This window comes from Pantoea sp. Cy-639, assembly GCF_011752525.1.
Lineage (GTDB): Bacteria > Pseudomonadota > Gammaproteobacteria > Pseudomonadales > Pseudomonadaceae > Aquipseudomonas.
The window spans coordinates 70,530-89,118 of sequence record NZ_VWXI01000020.1; the positions used below are offsets into that span (position 1 = coordinate 70,530).

Genomic DNA, 18,589 nt, shown 5'->3' on the forward strand with positions numbered 1-18,589 from the left:
AGAGATCACCCGCTTCCACAAGGATCGTGTGTTCCTCGTGGGAGCGGGCTTGCCCCGCGATCATCTCTCAATAGTCGACGCGCCCGGTATGGCTGTTCAGCGAGATTACCCGGGTCTTGCCGATACGGTGCCTGAAGATTTCGCGCAGGTACTTCACCGCCTTCTTCACGCATTCGCGCGACAGGCGAATGTCGTTGATCGAGACGAAGCGGCTCTTGTCGTTGATCAGCTCGCGGTACTTCTTCTCGTACATCGGCTTGATCGCGTACCAGTTGGTGTCGAGGATCTTCGCCGGGTTCTCGAATTCGTTGAGCAATTCGTCGATGCTGTTCTCGTCGAAGTGCTCGCTGGTGATGAACTCGAGGATGGCGTTGTCCAGGGTGTCGTCGAAGCGGTACGGGTTGCGCGCGAAGCAACGCTTGATGAACGCCACGATCAGGGTCAGGAAATCATCCGACAGGCACGGGCTCTTGGCGATCAGGGTGGTCAGCGACAGGTTGGCCGAGGCGCCGATCACCAGGGCGTAGCGCTTGAGCGTGGTGTTCGGGAACAGGCTGTTGAGGTGAGTCTTGAGCCGGTTCAGGTCCATGTACGACAGCTTGTAGTCCTTGGGCAGGGAGACGATCGACACCACCGACGAGCAGTTCTTGAAGAAGTGCAGGTCATGCAAGGCTGCGGCATCGTAGCCCGAGGCCTGGTACTGCTCCAGCGCCGCGCGGTAGCGGCGCGACTCGATCGGCAGCAGGCTGATGCCTTCGATGGCCTGGGTCTGCTTGTTGAAGTGCGGCAGGTCGATGGAGCGGAAGAACAGGTCGTCGATATCCAGGCGTGGCTGTTCGCGCTCGAACACCTTGAACTTGTCCGACCCGGCCGGCGGGATCTCCGGGACCACGGACTCGGCGTAGGCGATGGCCACAGGACCGGCCAGGCTCATGAACAGGTCGTTGGCGTCCAGGCGGATGGTCTCGCCGATGTCGATGCCGGCGCGGCGGAAGTAGTTCTGGTCGTAGTCGGTGGTCACCGCCTGGGCGGTGAGGATGTTGAAGATCTGCTGGGAGATGTACTGGTTGGCGTGCTTCTCCATGGCGTTGACGTCGATGTTCTGGATCGTGCCGTCGTCGCTCTCCTCGGCGTAGCGCATGATGTCGTTGGAGATCAGCATCATCGCGTTCCACGGACGGATGCGGCCCATGACGCTGGCTTCGCTGCTGTCTTCGTTGTCGAAGTTGTACGAGAAGTCCCATTCCTCGGACAGGTACTTGCACAGTAGCCGCCCGGCGTTGATGTGCAGGGCCTCGGACATCTCGCTGCGATGATCCGAGGCGTTGGGCAGCACGCAGATACCGCTGGTGAAGATCGGCTCGAAGACGAACGAGTGACCGCTCTTGCCGTCGTTCTCGTCGGCAGGCTTGGTGTCGAAGGTCTTGTTCATGTACGAGTACTGCTGGGCCAGGCCGAACTCCGAGGCCATGCCCGAGCCGGTACCGCCGCCGGCGCTGAAGATGTAGAAGTACAGGCGCGACTGGTTGGCCTTGATCCCGCAGGAGTCGATCAGGTACGAGTGGATCAGCTTCCAGTCGGCGCTGGAGAACCGCTGGGTATCCTTGTTGAGGATGATCTTGGCCAGGTACTGGCCGAGGATCGGCGCGTTGCCGGCGCCACCGGCATGCACCTCGGACAGGTCCATGATCTTCATCTTGCTGTAGTCGCGCAGGAAGCCACCGCGCTCACCCTTGCGCGAGAAGCGAATACGTCCGGCGATGTCCTTGTCCAGGTCGCCGAGCATCACCAGCGGTTCCACCAGGAACACCGGCTTGGCGCCCTTGTTCTGCACCAGGCGCAGGTTCTGGCGGATCCAGCGTGCGGGGCTGTAGCCTGCCTCGCCCTTGTGGCGATCCTCGTTGTTGAACTCGTTGAGGAAGAAGGTGCGGGCGTTGTAGACCAGCTCCGCCACGTCCAGGGCGATGTTCGAGCCGCAGCGACCCAGGCCGATCAGGCAGACCGAGGGGAACTGCTGCTCCAGGCGCAGTTGGTCCTCGTCTTCGACATGCAGGTTCTGCGGGAACACCAGGTCGCGCAGGCCGTCGAGGTTGTCGAGGATGCGCTGGATGTCCTGCTCGGTGAAGTACAGGTATTGCTGTGCTGGCATGCCACGGTTGGCAGGGTAATCTCGAGCACCACCGGCGGTCGGCGAAGCGGGGATGAGCGACGACTCGGGGACCGCATTGGCAGAAGTGTTCGTAGAGGTCATAGTGCGCCATTTGCCTGGAGTGTTGGGCTTCACCGGTGGCGCATGTCATCTGGCCATCACGGAGAGATTTCGCGACTTTATCAGTGCGTCTTTTTTGTGTGCGATAGGGGTTAGCCTTAGCCGCGCTAAGGTTTTTTCTCCGCACCCGCACTGCATCGTCCGCTTGTCATGCTTCTTTAATCTGGAGTCGCTCATGAGTAGTGCATTGCCTTCGCTGGGATTTGCCGGGATCGGCCTGATGGGGTTGCCGATGTGTCGCCGCCTGCTGGCCGCGGGTTATCCGTTGACGGTATGGAACCGCAGCCCGGACAAATGCGCGGGGCTGGTGGCAGCGGGGGCCCGGCTGGCGGCCAACCCGGCCGACCTGTGCGTGGGCGTGGACATCGTGCTGCTGTGCCTGGCCGACACGGCGGTGGTGCGCGAGGTGGTGTTCGGTGATCAGGGCATCGCCCAGGGCGCGCGTCCTGGACAATTGCTGGTGGACCTTTCCAGCCTGGAGCCGACGGCCACCCGCGACATGGCTGCCGAACTGGCTGCGCTGTGTGGCATGGCCTGGCTCGATGCGCCGGTCTCCGGCGGTACACCGGGCGCCGAGGCTGGCACCCTGGCGATCATGGTCGGTGGCCAGGCCGAGGACCTGGAGCGCGCCCGCCCTGTGCTGCTGACCCTCGGGCAACGGGTCACGCACATGGGCGGGGTAGGGGCGGGGCAGGTGACCAAGGCCTGTAACCAGATGATCGTCGCCTGCAATGCCCTGGTGATCGCCGAGGTGGTGGCCCTGGCCGAGCAGTCCGGTGTCGATGCGACGCTGATCGCCGAAGCGCTGGCTGGCGGTTTCGCCGACTCCAGGCCCTTGCAGATCCTTGCCCCGCAGATGGCCGAAAGCCGTTTCGAGCCGATCAAGTGGCATGTGCGCACGCTGCTCAAGGATCTCGACACCGCAGTGAAATTCTCCCGCGAGCAAGGTTCGGCAACCCCGCTCAGTGGCCTCGCCGCGCAGTTGATGCGCCTGCATGGAGGTCAGGGCTATCTGCAAAAAGACCCGGCGACGCTGGTAGCGCTGTATCGCAACAAGGCGTAAGGCTGGTCTGTTCTCGTTCGAGGCGTTCGAGCAGCGGGCCCAGTTCGTCCAGCGCCAGTGGGCGGCTGAGCAGGTAGCCCTGCAGGAAATCGCAGCCGTGGGTGCTGAGGAACTCACGTTGCTCGTGGCTCTCGACCCCCTCGGTGACCACCTTCAGGTGCAGGGTGTGGGCCATGACGATGATCGCCTGGACGATCTCGCGGTCTTTCTGGCTGCCCGGTACATCCTGGATGAACGAGCGGTCGATCTTCAGCACGTCCAGTGGCAGGCGCTTCAGATAAGCCAGTGACGAATAGCCGGTGCCGAAGTCGTCGATCGACAGGGCCACGCCCTGGGCCCTGATGCGCTTGAGCAGGCTCACGGTGTGCTGGATATCGCCCATCAGCGCGTTCTCGGTGACTTCCAGTTCCAGATGGCTCGGTTCCAGGCCGGCCTGGAACAGTGCCATCTCCACTTCGCCGGCCAGTTCCTCGCGGCCCAGGGTGAGCGCCGAGCAGTTCACCGTCACCCGCAGCCGCTCATGGCCACGGCGGCCGAGTTCGGCCAGGTCTTCACAGGCCTGGCGCAGTACCCACAGGTCGAGATCGGTGATCAGACCGTTGGCCTCGGCAATGCCGATGAAACGCTCTGGGCTGAGCAAGCCATGCTGGGGATGCTGCCAGCGCACCAGGGCTTCGAGCTTGGCCACCTGCCCCGTATGCAAGTCGAAGATCGGCTGGTAGTGCACGCACAGGCCGCGGGCCTCGAACAGCGCGCCGCGCAGTTCTTCCTCCAGTTGCAGCTCGAGGGTGGCGCGGGTCTTCAGGCCGTTGTTGAAAAAATGCAGGCTGTTGCGTCCGCAACCTTTGGACTGGTACAGCGCCAGGTCGGCGTTCTTGAGCAGTTCTTCGGTGCTGCGGCCATCGTCCGGATAGATGCTGATCCCGATGCTGGTGGTCATCACCATGCGCCGGCCGGCCAGGTCGATCGGCTCCTTCATCCGGAGCATGATCCGCTGGGCCAGATGACGGGCCTCCTCGCGGTTGTTCAGGCGGGTGACGATGCAGAATTCGTCGCCGCCGAAACGTGCCACCAGGTCATGGCCGCGGGTTGCGGCCTTGATATGCCCGGCGATCACCTTGAGCAGTTCATCGCCGGCGGCATGGCCGAGGCTGTCGTTGATGCGCTTGAAATGATCGATGTCGAGGAACATCACCGCCAGCATGCCTTCACTGCCGGCCAGCTCGGCCAGGCGTTCGGCGAACACCTGGTTGAAACCGCGGCGGTTGACCAGGTTGGTCAACGCATCATAGTGCGCGGCTTGCTGCAGCGAGGCGCGTGCCTGGTCGAGCTGGCTGAGCAGCAGGTTGACCCGGCGCAGATCGTGTTCCTTGCTTTGCAGCTTCTTGTCGGCCAGGGCCGCGCTGATGCTGCCGCCACTGATCAGCAAGGTGATGAAGGCGATGGTCAGGGCCAGTTGCAGGTTGTTGTCGTTGCTGCCCAGGCGCAGCACGCTGTCATCGGGCGTGACCAGCGTCAGCGCGGCCATGCCGGTGAAATGGGTGATGACGATACCGCCCGCCATCAGCAGGCTGGCGCCGTATTTCATCAGCAGGTGCAGGGTGCCGCTGCCTCGGCGAAAGTGCCGGGCCATGAGCAGGGCGGCCAGGCTGGTGGCCATGGCGAAGGCGACGGCGGTCAGCGTCAGGCCGCTCTGGTAATACTGCTGGGCACTGGTCTGCAAGGCCGCCATGCCGACATAGTGCATGAAGCTGATCCCCGCACCGATGAACAGTGCCATGCGCAAGCAGTGGCCCAGGCTCAGATCGGTACGGTCCAGGCAATTCATCGTCAGCCAGGCGACGAGCAGGGCGATCAGCAGGGAGACGCCGGTGAGCAAGGCGTCGTAGTGAATGTCCAGGGGGGCCTGGAGGGCGAGCATGCCGATGAAGTGCATGGCCCACAGGCCACCGGCCAGGCAACAGGCGCCCAGAACCCGCCATTGCCGCCTGGCGGTAAGGTCGTCGCTATGGCTCTGGCGCTCGGCCATGTCCAGGGTGGCGAAGCAGGCAGTGCTGGCCACGCTGAAGGCGAGCAGCACGAGGAACGGGTTGTGCCGGCATTCGAGGATGATTTGCCCGGTCGCCGGTAGCCCGGCGAACATCTTTAGTCCCAGCCACTCCATTGCAGGTCTCTTTTTCGAGTTTTCACTCGTCCCCAAAACAGCGTGGATGGAGACTGTTCCTGCTGGAGTATAGGAACGGGTGTTTAAGCCTTCCTGATTAATGGCACTTTGATCGCTACCATTTGGATATGCATGCGATAGCAAAGCGATCTAAGCGGATGTCCGTGGGCCGGAAACGATCGCGGGGCAAACCCGCTCCCACGCCCGGATCACGGCGTGGGAGCGGGTTTGCCCCGCGAGGGTGTCAGGCTGGATCAGCCCGCGACCAGTACCCGGATCGCCTCCAGGCGCAGTGCCGCTTTCTGCAGCGCCGCCATGCCCTCTTCACGTTGCCGGCGCAGGGCGTCGATCTCGCTGTCGCGCACGGTCGGGTTGACGGCCTTCAGCGCGGTCAGACGGGCCAGTTCCTCATCGGACTCGGCTGCCAGGCGCTGCTGCGCCTGGGCCACACGCTCCTCGTGGACCGGCATGACCTTGATCTCGCCAGCCGCGATGCGTTTGGCCAGCACATCGCGCTGGGCCTGGACGAACTTGTTGGCGCTGGCCTTGGGGACGCTCTCGAGTTGGTCGTTGAGGGTCTCGAAGGCAACCCGCGGGCCCAGGTCGTTGCCGTTGGTGTCGAGCAGGCAGCGCAGTGCCGCAGGGGGCAGGTAGCGGCCCAGCTGCAGGCTGCGCGGCGCGACCACTTCGCTGACGTACAGCAGCTCGAGCAGCACGGTGCCTGGCTTGAGCGCCTTATTCTTGATCAGCGCCACGGCGGTGTTGCCCATCGAACCGGACAGCACCAGGTCCATGCCGCCCTGGACCATCGGGTGTTCCCAGGTGAGGAACTGCATGTCCTCGCGGGACAGCGCCTGGCCGCGGTCGTAGGTGATGGTCACGCCTTCGTCGTCGCCCAGCGGGAAGCTGGCGTCGAGCATCTTCTCGCTCGGCTTGAGGACCAGGGCGTTCTCGGAGTGGTCCTCGCTGTCGATGCCGAAGGCGTCGAACAGGGTTTCCATGTAGATCGGCAGGGCGAACTGATCGTCCTGCTCGAGGATCGCCTCGACCAGCGCCTGGCCTTCGCCGGCGCCACCGGAGTTGAGCTCCAGCAGGCGGTCGCGGCCGCTGTGCAGCTCGGCTTCCAGGCCTTCGCGTTCGGCGCGCGCTTCGAGCACCAGCGCGTCCCAGGCCTTGTCGTCGCCTCCGGCCAGCAGGGGCAGCAGGCGCGGGCCGAACTGGTGCTGCAGGGCATTGCCTGTCGGGCAGGTATTGAGGAAGGCGTTGAGGCCTTCGTGATACCACTGGAACAGGCGCTGCTGCGGACTGTCCTGCAGGTACGGGATGTGCAGTTCGATGGTGTGCTTCTGGCCGATCCGGTCCAGGCGGCCGATACGCTGTTCGAGCAGGTCGGGGTGGGCCGGCAGGTCGAACATCACCAGGTGATGGGCGAACTGGAAGTTGCGGCCTTCGCTGCCGATCTCGGAGCAGATCAGCACCTGGGCGCCGAACTCTTCATCGGCGAAATAAGCGGCGGCGCGGTCGCGCTCGAGGATGCTCATGCCCTCGTGGAATACCGTGGCCGGGATGCCGGAGCGCACGCGCAGGGCGTCTTCCAGGTCCATGGCGGTTTCGGCGTGGGCGCAGATCACCAGCACCTTGGTGCGCTTGAGCATCTTCAGGGTGTCGATCAGCCAGTCGACCCGTGGGTCGAAGCGCCACCAGCGCTCATCGTCGCCGGTCTCGCCCTGGGCCTGGAAGGCCACTTCCGGGTACAGCTCGGCACGCTCGCCAAGCGGCAGATTCTGGTATTGCTCGGGATTGGCCAGCGGGTAGGGGTGCAGTTGACGCTCGGGGAAACCCTGCACCGCGGCGCGGGTATTGCGAAACAGTACGCGGCCGGTGCCGTGGCGGTCGAGCAGCTCGCGGATCAGGCGGGCGCTGGCCTGGCTGTCTCCGTCGTTGACAGCCGCCAGCAGGGCTTCGCCCTCGGCACCCAGGAAGCCCTGGATGGTAGCGTGGGCCTTGGGCGACAGGCGGCCTTCGTCGAGCAGCTCCTGCACGGCTTCGGCCACTGGACGATAGTGCTCGCTTTCGGCGCGGAAGGCGGCCAGGTCGTGGAAACGGTTGGGGTCGAGCAGGCGCAGGCGGGCGAAGTGACTGTCCTGGCCCAGTTGCTCGGGGGTCGCGGTGAGCAGCAGCACGCCCGGAATCACCTGGGCCAGTTGCTCGACCAGGGCATATTCCGGGCTGGCCTGCTCTTCGTGCCAGACCAGGTGGTGGGCCTCGTCGACCACCATCAGGTCCCAGCCGGCAGCGAACAGCGCGTCCTGGGCCTTTTCGTCGTCCACCAGCCACTCCAGGGCGACCAGCGCCAGCTGGGCATCCTCGAACGGGTTGCTGGCGTCGCTCTCGATGAAGCGTTCGGCGTCGAACAACGCCACCTGCAGGTTGAAGCGCCGGCGCATTTCCACCAGCCACTGGTGCTGCAGGTTCTCCGGCACCAGGATCAACACGCGGCTGGCGCGCCCGGACAGCAACTGGCGATGGATCACCAGGCCGGCCTCGATGGTCTTGCCCAGGCCCACTTCGTCGGCCAGCAGTACGCGAGGGGCGATGCGGTCGGCCACTTCACGGGCGATGTGCAACTGGTGGGCGATCGGTTGCGCGCGCACCCCGCCCAGGCCCCACAGGGACGAGAGCATCTGCTTGCTGGTGTGCTGCAGGGTGTTGTAGCGCAGGGAGAACCACGACAACGGGTCGATCTGCCCGGCGAACAGACGGTCGCTGGCCAGGCGGAACTGGATGAAGTTCGACAACTGCGTTTCCGGCAGGGTGCAGGCTTGGTTCTGGGCGTCGATGCCGTGATAGACCAGCAGGCCATCGACATCCTCGACCTCGCGCACGGTCAGCTTCCAGCCCTCGAAGTGAGTGATCTGGTCGCCCGGCGAGAAGCGCACGCGGGTCAGCGGCGCATTGCGTAGCGAGTACTGGCGGGTGTCGCCCGTGGCCGGGTAGAGCACGGTCAACAGGCGGCCATCCTGCGCCAGGATGGTCCCAAGACCGAGCTCGGCTTCGCTGTCGCTGATCCAGCGTTGCCCCGGTTGATACTGCTGCGCCATACTGCCAAAACTCCCGCGGTGAAAAAGCCGGCTATGTTAACGGATCGGCTCCGTCAGACCAAAGAGTCTAGCGCTTTCATCGACGAATACCTTCCCGCCACGAGGGCCCCGAGCCGCCATGCCTGCCAAGCACCGCTGGTTGAACCTCTCCCTGGCCATGGGCAGCCTGGCGCTGCTGGCCGCCTGCGAACAGAAAACCTTCGAAATCCTTCCGCCGATTCCGGTCGAGCAACTGGAAGTACTGGGCGTGCAGACGCCGATCAAGAGCGTGCATTTTCATGATCGCGAAGGCGAAGGCCTGCTGGTGCTGAGCCGGGTCGATGGCCAGGCCACCGACCCGGATACCGAGGAAGAGGTCGACAAGGTGGTGCTCAAGGCCACCCTGTACGGTCGCACGGCGTCGAGCGATGCCTTCAAGCCGCGTTGGCAGAGCGAGCAGGAAACCACCTGTGCCGGCCTGGATCTGGATGTCGACTTCTATACCGATGTCAGCGATGTCAGCGACCTGAACAAGGATGGTGTCGCCGAAGTGACCGTGGCCAGCCACGCCTTCTGCGGGGGCGGTATCGACCCTCATGACATCGCCATCGAAATGCACGAAGGGCAGGCGGTCTACACCATTACCGGACAGTCGCTGATCACCCCGGCGGGCGAAGAGCCTTTCGGTGGCGAGCGCGAGGACAGCGCCTCGCTGAAGAATGCCCCGCCAGTGCTGCGCCAGCACATGGACGAGGTCTGGCAGAAGGTCTACAAACGGCCGTGGAGCGATGCCAGCACGCCGGCCGATGGCGAACAGGACGACGACGCCGAATAGCCGCGGGCTATACTGGACAGGCTGCGGCGGTGTGACGCGCCGCACAGGCTGCGTCGCCAGTGCTCAAGGCGGCTGATCCGCGGCCGACACAGTGGCTACAGGAGAACATGCCATGCTGCCGCCGATCATCCCGCTCAGTGCCGCCCCGGTGACCTCGCAACACGACCCGGTCAAACCGACCCCGGATATTCCCCCGGTGGTGCCGGCCCAACCCTCCTCCAGTGATGGCACCGTCGATCTCAAGCATCATCGCGACCCCGAGGAACAGGCGCTGTTGCTGCGCGACGAGCAGCGCCGCCAGCAGCAACGGCGCAGAAAGGACGAGGAGGAGCGCTTCGAGGCACTCCCGGGCGACGAACTCAACGCCGACAATACCGTGCCGGTCGCCCCTTTGGGCGAGCGTACCCGCCAGGGCCTGCTGGTGGATATCGAAGTCTGAGACCTAGCCAGCGCCGCCGCCAGCCTTCATCATTGAGGCTTCTGCTGTCCGTCGAGCCCGCCATGAGCCAAGACAACCTGATCGATTTCGGCGCCGAGCGCGCCAAACGCGTCCACGACCTCAACGACAAGCGCCTGAACGACATGCGTCAGGCCTTCGAACAGGCCATGCCGCTGGCTGGCGCGAAGAAGAAAAAGCCCAAGGGCAAACCCAAGAAGCGCTGAAACTTGATGCAGGTCAACCCTGCACCCGCCTTGCGTGCCCGGCCCCGGGCACCTTTGACTCCGGTCAATTTCCTCCCTCCCGGCTTTGGTTACCTTGCACCCATCGGATGACGGCACACCAAGGGAGGGGCCGACATGTTCTTCGACAATGTGGTTATCGCAGGTGTGGTAACGGTCGGGCTGATGTTGGCGTTCTTCGCCGGTCTGGGCATTTTCATCTGGAAGGACTCGAACAAGCGCAAGCCGCGCTGATCCTTCCCGATTCACGAGCACGCAAGGCATTTAGGGCGACTTCGGTCGCCCATTTTTTTGCCTGCGCAAAGGCCAGGCGCTGGCGCAAGCGTTTCTGCCCGCGGGCAAGCGCGGGTGAGATTCGGCGCCTTTGCCAGTCAATTGCTTAGCTAGCTAATTAATCGTTTCCGCTTTATCCTCCCGCCTGTTGTCTATCTTTCTTCCTAGTGCCCAGCTTCCCAAGGTCCGATTCGTGCCCATCACCTTCCAGGCCCTGTTCGCACCCAGCAGCCTTGCCCTGAAGTTCGCCATCAAGACCTTGCTCGGTGGCGGCCTGGCGTTGTGGCTGGCGATGCGCTGGGGGCTGGAGCAGCCTGCCTGGGCGTTGATGACAGCCTTCATCGTCGCCCAGCCGATGTCCGGCATGGTGGTGCAGAAGGGCCTGGCACGCCTGGCCGGGACGCTGGTCGGAACGTTCATGTCGGTGGTGTTCATCGGCCTGTTCGCCCAGACGCCCTGGTTGTTCCTGTTGTGCCTGGCGCTATGGCTGGCGCTGTGCACCGCGGCCTCCACGCAGTTGCGCAGCGCCTGGGCCTATGCCTTCGTGCTGGCCGGTTATACGGTGGCGATCATCGCCCTGCCGGCTATCGATCATCCGCTGCAGGTATTCGACCAGGCCGTGGCCCGCTGCACCGAAATCTGCCTGGGCATTTGCTGCGCGACCGCGAGCAGTGCGTTGCTCTGGCCCATGCGTGTCGAACAGCAGCTCGCCGGGCAGGCCCGCCAGGCCTGGCAGAACGGGCTGCAGGCGGCCAGCGCCATGCTCGGCGGCGAGGACGAGGCGGGTAAAGGGCTGCTGGAGATCCTTGGGCGTATCGTCGCCATCGATGCCCAGCGTGAACACGCCTGGTTCGAGGGCGGTCGCGGCCGCCAGCGTGCACGGGCGATCCGTGGCCTGAGCCAGAGGCTGATGGTGCTGCTGCGCCTGTCGCGCTCGGTGCGTCGGCAGTGGCGTCAGCTCGACGAGGACGAAGCCCGCCATCTGCTGCCCTGGCTGGAAGAAGTCCGTGCGCAGCTGGCTGCCCCCGAACAACCCAGTCTACTGGTGCTGCGCCAGCGGCTGTGGGATGCGGCCCATGACGAGCGGATCAGTTCTGCCGAGCATTACTGCCTGGCGCGCCTGACCCTGTTGCTGGACAACGCCATGGCCGCGACCCAGGCGCTGGACAATGTCGAGCAGGGCAGGGCGCCGAAGGAAGTCGCGCAAAGCCTGGCGGCCCATCGCGACGTATCCCTGGCCTTGTTGTTCGGTTCGCGCAGCGCCCTGGCGTTCCTGGCCATGAGCAGTTTCTGGCTGGCCAGCGCCTGGCCCTCGGCGCCTGGCGGCCTGGTGCTGACCTGCGTGGTGTGCAGTTTGTTCGCCAGCCGCGAGAACGGCGCGCAGATCGGCCTGAGCTTCCTGCGCGGGATTCTCCTGGCGATACCCGTGGCGTTCCTGGTGGGTCAGGTTCTCCTGCCGCAATGGAGCAGTTTCGCCATGCTTTGCCTGGGCATGGGCGTGCCACTGTTTTTCGGTGCACTGGGCATGGCCCACCCGCGCATCGGCGCCACCGCCACCTCCTACTGCCTGCATTTCGTCGTCCTGGTGGCGCCGCTCAACGCCATGCATTTCGATGTGGCGAGCATGCTCAACAGTGCCCTGGCCATGCTGTTGGGCGTGGGTGCCGCCGTGCTGGCGTTCCGCCTGTTGGTGCTGCGCCATCCGGCCTGGCTTGGTCGGCGCCTGCGTGCCGCCACCCAGGGCGACCTGGTGCGCCTGACCCGGCGCGACCTGCGTGGCGCCGACAGCTGGTTCGGTGGACGCATGGCCGATCGCCTGATGCAACTGGCGCGACACGCCAGTGAACTGCCAGAAAGTGAACGCCAGCGCTGGGATGATGGCCTGCACGGTCTGGACATCGGTGATGAGCTGGTCCATCTGCGGCTGTGCCTGGCGATGGCACAGGCGTCGCTGGGCGGCGCTGAGCGCGCGTACCTGCAACAGTTGGAGGCGGTGCTTGCCAGTGGTCCCGCGCCGGGCCGAGGCCAGCGCCTGGACACCGCCAGCGAACAGTTCATCGAGGCCCTGCGCCGTCAGCCGCCCAGCGACCCGCTGCGCTTGGCCATCGGCGCGGTACTGCAATTGCGCAAGAGCTGGGGCAAGTGGTGCCGCTGGCAGGAGGATGTCCATGGCGCTGCGTGAGTGGACGGTGGGTGGCGTGCTGCTCAGCCCGTTCCTGATCTATGTATTGCTGGCACTGCTGCTTACCGGCCTGCTGCGTTTCATCGTGCAAGCCACGCCCCTGGGACGCTGGATCTGGCACGAGGCGTTGTTCGACGCGGCGCTGTTCGTTTGCGTCCTGTTCCTGGTGGTACGTCTGTCAGGCTCTTTATAAGGAGTAAGTCCATGCGTGCAGCCGTACGCCCCCTGGTCACCCTGTGCGTGGTGATGCTCGCCGTGTTCGCCGGCTATCAGCTCTGGCAGTACTACATGCTCACGCCCTGGACCCGCGACGCCCGGGTGCGCGCCGATGTCGTGGTGATCGCACCGGATGTCTCCGGCTGGGTGAGCGCGCTGAAGGTTCACGACAACCAGCAGGTCAAGGCCGGCGATCTGCTGATGAATATCGACCGCGAGCGTTTCCAGGCCGCCCTCGAACAGGCCAGCGCCGTGGTCGAGACCCGCACCCAGCAATTGCGCCTGCGCGAGCGCGAGGCTGCCCGGCGCACGGCGCTGGGGCCGGAGGCAATCAGCGCCGAATTGCGTGAGAACGCGCAGATCAATGCTGCCGTCGCTCGCGGCGAGCTGCACGAGGCCGAAGCCCAGTTGCAGGTGGCCAGGATCAACCTGGCCCGCAGCGAAGTACGCGCGCCGCGCGCTGGCCATATCACCAACCTGCGCCTGGCCGAAGGCAACTTCGTCAACACAGGGCAAGCGGTGATGGCGCTGGTGGACGATGCCACGTTCTATATCCAGGCCTACTTCGAGGAAACCAAGTTGCCGCGCATTCGCGTCGGCGATCCGGTCAAGGTCTGGCTGATGGGCGCCGGCGACTCCATGCAGGGGCACGTGGAGAGCATCAGCCGCGGCATTACCGACCGCAACTCGACACCCGATGGGCAGTTGTTGCCGGAGGTGGAACCGACCTTCAACTGGGTGCGCCTGGCCCAACGAATCCCTGTGCGCATCCGCCTGGACCAGGTGCCCGAGGGGGTCACCCTGAGTGCCGGCATGACTGCCAGCGTGCAGGTTCAGGAGCACTGAGCCTGTACGCGGCAATGCCTCGTCATTGCAGGTGTTAAAGGAACATCCCGCCCGACACTTCGAGGCGTTGGCCGGTGATCCAGCCATTGCCGTCCTCCAGCAGCAGCGCGATGGCTGCGCCGATGTCGTCGGGCCGGCCGACACGCCCCAGGGCGGTGTTGCCGGCGATGAAGGCGTTGACTTGTTGATTGTCACGCACCAGGCCACCGCCGAAGTCGGTCTCGATCGCACCCGGGGCGAGAATGTTCACGCGGATGCCGCGCTCACCCAGCTCCTTGGCCTGGTAGCGGGTCAGTACTTCCATGGCGCCCTTCATGGCAGCGTAGGCGGCATACCCTGGCAGGGCGAAGCGGGTCAGACCGGTGGAGATGTTGACGATGCGGCCGCCGTCGGCGAGTCGTGGCAGCAGGCGCTGGGTGAGGAAGAACGGCCCCTTGAGCTGGATGTTCATGAGCTGGTCGAACTGCGCCTCGCTGGTCTCGCCGAACGGCACGTTCAGGCCGATACCGGCATTGTTCACCAGGAAGTCCAGCTGGCGGCGGCCGAACTGCTGTTCAAGGGTGTCACCCAGGCGGCTGGCGAAGTCGGCGAAGCTGGCGCTGTCGCTGACGTCCAGTTGCAGCATGGCAGCTTGCACGCCGGCCTGCTCCAGCGTGGTGGCCACAGCTTGGGCTTCATCGGCCTTGCTGTGGTATGTGCCGATGATGTCGACGCCACGGGCGGCCAGGTGCTCGGCGGCGTTGCGGCCAAGGCCGCGGCTGGCGCCGGTGATCAGGGCAATCTTGCGAGTCATGTTGGTTACCTCGAGAGTGGGTGGCTGTTGGCGACAGGTTATTGGTCGTTATCTGACTGTTAAATCCAAAGAAACCGGAAATACTGTTCGACTTTTCTGTGCAATGAGGCGTCTCGATGAACAAGCTCGAACTGCTGCGCACCTTCGTCCGGGTCAGTGAGCTGTCCAGTTTCACCTTGGCCGCAGACAGCCTTGGGTTGCCGCGCTCGACGGTGTCCGAGCAGGTCAGGGCGCTGGAGACGTTGCTGGGAACACGCCTGTTCAACCGGACTACGCGGCGTGTGCAGGCAACGCAGGACGCTGTCCTGCTGTACGAGCGCAGCAAGGACCTGTTGTCGGGGATGGACGAGATCGAAAGCCTGTTCCGCGCCGACGACGCCGACCTGACCGGTCGCCTGCGCATCGACTTGCCGACCATGATGGCGCGGCGGGTCATCGTTCCTGCGTTGCCACAGTTCCTGGCGCGTTACCCGGGCCTGGAGCTGGAGATCAGTTGCACCGACCGCCAGGTCGACCTGCTGCGCGAGGGTTTCGACTGCGTGATGCGCATTGGCGCCCTGGGTGACCTTGACGTGGTGGCTCGTCCGATCGGGCAACTGAGCATGCGCAACTGTGCCAGCCCTGCCTATCTCGAGCGCTTTGGCCTGCCGCTTGGCCTGAAGGACCTGGCGACACATCGGCTGGTCCACTATGTACGTAGCCTGGGTGCGCGCAGCCCGGGCTTCGAGTATGAGCACAATGGCGAGCTGTGTTTCCAGGCCATGGGCGGCGTGGTGACGGTGAACAATGCCGAAGCCTACTCGGCGGCCTGCCTGGCAGGTCTTGGCCTGATCCAGGTGCCGGCGGTGGGGGTGGAGGAACATTTGCGCTGTGGCGAACTGGTGGCGGTGCTCGAGGCCTGGCGGGCCCGGGCCATGCCGGTATCGTTGCTGTATGCCCGTCAGCGTCATGTACCGCGACGGGTGCAGGTATTCATGAACTGGCTGGCCGTGGTGCTGGCGTCGCAGATCGATCCAGAACTCGATAAAGCTTGAGCCTGGCTGGGGGCGGCAGTGTGGCGCAGGCAAAAAAAACGGCGATGGAGTAGGCTGGTGCCGCGCGTTGCCCGCCAGAGGCGACCGCAACTGCCCGGTGTGCGTCACTTCCAGACTTCTTGTGAGGTAACGTCATGGCCATCTCGTCCCAGGACATTTGCAACGCCGCCGACCAGCTCAAGGGCTTCGTCGGTTTCCATGGCAAGCGCGGCACCCATATCGTGCGTTTTTCCGAAGACGCCTTCGGCATGGATGTGGCCGATGCCAGCATCACGCCGTGCCACGAGTTCGTCTGGCGCCCTGAGGGTGGCCAGCGCATGGCGCTGTGTCGCGAGCGTCTGGCATTGCTGTTGGAGCAGCACGTGGATGACCGCCTGAACATCGCAGAGCCCCTACGCCTGTATCTGCGGCGCGACGATCTGCCGGAGATCGTCGCCGAGCGCCGCTTGCGCTGAGGCGGTCCCGCGCATGGACCTGAAGGGGGCTACTCCGGATAGACCAGCCTGATCGGGCTGGCCCCATCCCTGGCGAAATTGACCTGGTCGCGTCCCTGGTGCTTGGCGGCATACAGCGCCTTGTCGGCCTCTTCCAGCCAGTGCTCCGGGGTGTCAAGCGCAGGGTGAAAAGCCGACAGGCCGATGCTCAGGCTGATGCGCAGGTCGGGCAACTGTGGGTTGCGGTAGGCGCCGACCCGCTCGCGCAGGCGCTCCATGGCTTGGCAGGCCTGGGCCTCGTGGGTGCCGGGCAGGATCACGCAGAACTCGTCGCCACCATAGCGCCCGGCCAGGTCATCCTCACGCAGGCTGCGCTTGAGCTCCTGGCTGAGCTGGCGTAGCACGCAATCGCCGACCACGTGGCCGTAGGTGTCATTGATGGCCTTGAAGTGGTCGATGTCGATCAGTGCGACCACGGCGGGCAACTGTTGCTGGCGGCAGCTCTGGAACTTGAGCAGCAGCAGGTCTTTCCATGAGCCGTGGTTGAGCAGGCCGGTGAGGCTGTCGGTACGGCTGAGGGCGCTGAGGCGACGCTTGTGCTCGGCCAGCTTGATCGCCAGTTGGTAGCACACCCAGCCCAGCGCCAACGGATAGAGCGTCAGCATCGGCAGGCAGGCGCCCACTTGCAGTGGCGTGGCGTGCAACTGCAGGCCGGGGCCGAGCAGGGTGCAGGCCACTGCCATTCCGACCACTTGCGCGAGTGCTCCGCGCAGCAGCAGGCGTTTGCCGCCGGCGGCGACGTTGTTCATGGTCATCATCGACAGGATGGTGACGCTAGGCAGCGGATTGAAGTGCATGGCTGCAGTCCAGAACCCGCCCATCAGTGAGTCGAGCAGCAGATTGCGTTGTTCGGCCTGGTAAGGGGCCGTCGAACGTTTCGCCCATTGGTAGGCCACGTGTGGCCAGGCCAGGCCATTGAACAGCAGCAGGGTCCAGGCCCAGTTCGGCATGTGCAGGGGTGCCACCGCGGCCATCACGCTGAACAGGCCGATGGCCAGGCCAATGATCCGCGGCAGGTAGATGCGCCTGACGAAAGAGAGTCCCTTGCCGCTACGGGTGTCGATCATGGTTGTCGTTCTTCTGTGAAGCACCGTTTATCGCATAACGCGTATGAATATTGTTGAACAATCGTTCATCGGCGAAAAATGACCTTACAAGCCAATTCACGGTTGAACCGATACCTGTGGAGTAACATGAAGGCTTTCCTCTTGCTCGGAGTGCTCCTGCTCATGGATCCCATGGTCACATCTGCCGGCGAGCCGGCACCGCATCGGGATGGGCGCTTTCACAACCAGGCCGAGCTGCCGAAGGATGGTGTGTTCAAGAAGCTGCGCATCGGCTTCAAGTATCTGCTGTTGCGCAAGCCGCCGGAAACGCGTCCGGGCTCGGCGTTCAACCTGCAGCCGATGAGCCGCGAACAGGTGCTGGGCGCGCCGGACCATAGCCTGTGGCGGCTGGGGCACTCCACCGTGCTGCTCAAGCTGCGCGGGCGCTTCTTCATTACCGATCCGGTTTTCGCCGAACGCGCTTCGCCGGTGCAGTGGGCCGGGCCACTGCGTTTTCATGCGCCGCCACTGGCGATCGATGATTTGCCGCCGTTGACCGCCGTGATTCTTTCCCACGACCATTTCGACCACCTGGATGAGCAGGCCATTCGCCGGCTCGCGCCGTGCACCCAGCATTTTCTGGCGCCATTGGGGGTGGGAGACCTGCTGGTCGAGTGGGGGGTACCTGCGGCCAAGGTACGGCAACTGGACTGGTGGCAGGAGACCGAGGTCGAGGGGGTGCGCTTCGTCGCGACCCCGGCGCAGCATTTCTCTGGCCGCGGGTTGTTCGACAGCAATCGAAGGCTGTGGGCCTCGTGGGTCGTGATCAATGACGATCTGCGCTTGTTCTTCAGTGGCGACACTGGATACTTCGCCGGTTTTCGCGAAATCGGCGAGCGCTATGGGCCATTCGACCTGACCTTGATGGAGACAGGCGCCTATAACCTGGCTTGGCCGAACGTGCACATGCAGCCCGAGCAAAGCCTGCAAGCCCATCTGGATTTGCGTGGGCGCTGGTTGCTGCCGATCCATAACGGTACTTTCGACCTCTCCATCCACAGCTGGCAGGAGCCGTTCGAGCGTATCCTCGCCTTGGCCAATGCCGCGCAGGTGCAGTTGAGCACGCCGCAGATGGGCGAGCGGGTCAGCCTTGACTCACCTCATCCGGGGCAGAACTGGTGGCGACCCAGGGCGCTGCCACGCCAGGGCAGGGCGGTGGAGCGGTCGGTGGTGGCACGCTAGAAGGCGGATTCGAGCTTTCCCTCTTATATAGCAACAGGCCGGATAGCCTGCTTAAGGAGAGCAAGATGAAAAGCGAAAGTTTTTTTAGAACAAGGTGTTGACTCTGATTTCAAACCGCGTATTATTCGCCTCCTCGCAGCGATGAACGCAACGAGGCAGGCGGTAAGTTGTTGAGGTTGAAGGTGTTTTGAGAAAAGCAGCTTCAAAAAAACTTCAAAATAACGCTTGACAGTAAGTGAGGTTAGCGTAGAATGCGCGCCTCGGTTGAGACGAAAAGCTCTTAGCCAAACGCTCTTTAACAAATTGAATCAAGCAATTCGTGTGGGTGCTTGTGAGTACGGACTGATAGTCGCCAAGATTATCAGCATCAC

16 protein-coding genes are annotated in these 18,589 nt (G+C 64.0%); 11 read left to right on the forward strand and 5 right to left on the reverse strand.

Going from position 1 to position 18,589, the window contains the following annotated elements:
* Window positions 1–67: 67 nt before the first annotated feature.
* Entirely contained in the window at window positions 68–2,149 is a 2,082-nt protein-coding gene (locus F3J43_RS21235; RefSeq protein WP_205298015.1) for a hypothetical protein, read from the reverse strand.
* A 295-nt stretch (window positions 2,150–2,444) separates the two neighbouring features.
* Here F3J43_RS21235 and F3J43_RS21240 point away from each other — a divergent pair, with 295 nt between their 5' ends.
* Window positions 2,445–3,332 (forward strand): NAD(P)-dependent oxidoreductase, encoded by an 888-nt coding sequence (locus tag F3J43_RS21240; RefSeq protein ID WP_166891578.1) that lies wholly within the window; start codon window positions 2,445–2,447, stop codon window positions 3,330–3,332.
* Here the strand turns inward: F3J43_RS21240 and F3J43_RS21245 are convergent.
* Together F3J43_RS21245 and rapA are read right to left on the reverse strand one after the other, a co-directional pair.
* The gene (locus F3J43_RS21245) at window positions 3,232–5,496 is read right to left on the reverse strand and encodes a putative bifunctional diguanylate cyclase/phosphodiesterase (protein ID WP_166891581.1); all 2,265 of its coding nucleotides are present in this window, start codon (window positions 5,494–5,496) and stop codon (window positions 3,232–3,234) included. The genes F3J43_RS21240 and F3J43_RS21245 overlap by 101 nt on opposite strands.
* A 254-nt stretch (window positions 5,497–5,750) precedes the next feature.
* Complete coding sequence (gene rapA, locus F3J43_RS21250; RefSeq protein ID WP_166891584.1) at window positions 5,751–8,597, reverse strand: RNA polymerase-associated protein RapA; 2,847 nt, start codon at window positions 8,595–8,597, stop codon at window positions 5,751–5,753.
* A gap of 118 nt (window positions 8,598–8,715) precedes the next feature.
* On the opposite strand from rapA, the gene F3J43_RS21255 reads away from it, so the two are divergent.
* From F3J43_RS21255 to F3J43_RS21280, 7 genes are all read left to right on the forward strand, one after another.
* On the forward strand, window positions 8,716–9,411 hold the full coding sequence (locus F3J43_RS21255; protein ID WP_166891587.1) for a M949_RS01915 family surface polysaccharide biosynthesis protein: 696 nt from the start codon (window positions 8,716–8,718) through the stop codon (window positions 9,409–9,411).
* 112 nt (window positions 9,412–9,523) lie between these two features.
* Window positions 9,524–9,850: an aspartate-semialdehyde dehydrogenase gene (locus F3J43_RS21260; protein ID WP_166891589.1), complete on the forward strand. Its 327-nt coding sequence runs from the start codon at window positions 9,524–9,526 to the stop codon at window positions 9,848–9,850.
* Between the two features lie 62 nt (window positions 9,851–9,912).
* Complete coding sequence (locus F3J43_RS21265) at window positions 9,913–10,074, forward strand: hypothetical protein (protein WP_166891592.1); 162 nt, start codon at window positions 9,913–9,915, stop codon at window positions 10,072–10,074.
* Between the two features lie 135 nt (window positions 10,075–10,209).
* Window positions 10,210–10,326, forward strand: coding sequence for a cytochrome c oxidase subunit CcoM (gene ccoM, locus F3J43_RS24185; protein ID WP_286184898.1), 117 nt, complete (start codon window positions 10,210–10,212; stop codon window positions 10,324–10,326).
* 232 nt (window positions 10,327–10,558) lie between these two features.
* Window positions 10,559–12,547 carry an FUSC family protein gene (locus F3J43_RS21270; protein WP_166891595.1) on the forward strand — a complete coding sequence of 663 codons (1,989 nt, stop codon included), beginning with the start codon at window positions 10,559–10,561 and terminating at the stop codon, window positions 12,545–12,547.
* On the forward strand, window positions 12,534–12,740 hold the full coding sequence (locus F3J43_RS21275; RefSeq protein WP_166891598.1) for a DUF1656 domain-containing protein: 207 nt from the start codon (window positions 12,534–12,536) through the stop codon (window positions 12,738–12,740). Before F3J43_RS21270 ends, F3J43_RS21275 begins: the two co-directional genes overlap by 14 nt.
* A gap of 11 nt (window positions 12,741–12,751) precedes the next feature.
* Entirely contained in the window at window positions 12,752–13,609 is an 858-nt protein-coding gene (locus F3J43_RS21280) for an efflux RND transporter periplasmic adaptor subunit (RefSeq protein WP_166891601.1), read from the forward strand.
* Between the two features lie 34 nt (window positions 13,610–13,643).
* On the opposite strand, the gene F3J43_RS21285 is transcribed toward F3J43_RS21280, so the two are convergent.
* Window positions 13,644–14,402: an SDR family NAD(P)-dependent oxidoreductase gene (locus tag F3J43_RS21285; protein ID WP_166891604.1), complete on the reverse strand. Its 759-nt coding sequence runs from the start codon at window positions 14,400–14,402 to the stop codon at window positions 13,644–13,646.
* Window positions 14,403–14,518: 116 nt separating this feature from the next.
* Here F3J43_RS21285 and F3J43_RS21290 point away from each other — a divergent pair, with 116 nt between their 5' ends.
* On the forward strand, window positions 14,519–15,436 hold the full coding sequence (locus F3J43_RS21290; RefSeq protein WP_166891607.1) for a LysR family transcriptional regulator: 918 nt from the start codon (window positions 14,519–14,521) through the stop codon (window positions 15,434–15,436).
* 134 nt (window positions 15,437–15,570) lie between these two features.
* A complete protein-coding gene (locus tag F3J43_RS21295) occupies window positions 15,571–15,891 on the forward strand; it encodes a DUF2025 family protein (protein WP_166891612.1) in 321 nt (106 codons plus the stop codon).
* Between the two features lie 29 nt (window positions 15,892–15,920).
* Here the strand turns inward: F3J43_RS21295 and F3J43_RS21300 are convergent, their stop codons facing one another.
* Window positions 15,921–16,997 (reverse strand): diguanylate cyclase, encoded by a 1,077-nt coding sequence (locus F3J43_RS21300; protein WP_205298016.1) that lies wholly within the window; start codon window positions 16,995–16,997, stop codon window positions 15,921–15,923.
* 126 nt (window positions 16,998–17,123) lie between these two features.
* Here F3J43_RS21300 and F3J43_RS21305 point away from each other — a divergent pair, with 126 nt between their 5' ends.
* Entirely contained in the window at window positions 17,124–18,218 is a 1,095-nt protein-coding gene (locus F3J43_RS21305; RefSeq protein ID WP_166891615.1) for an MBL fold metallo-hydrolase, read from the forward strand.
* Window positions 18,219–18,589 lie beyond the last annotated feature (371 nt).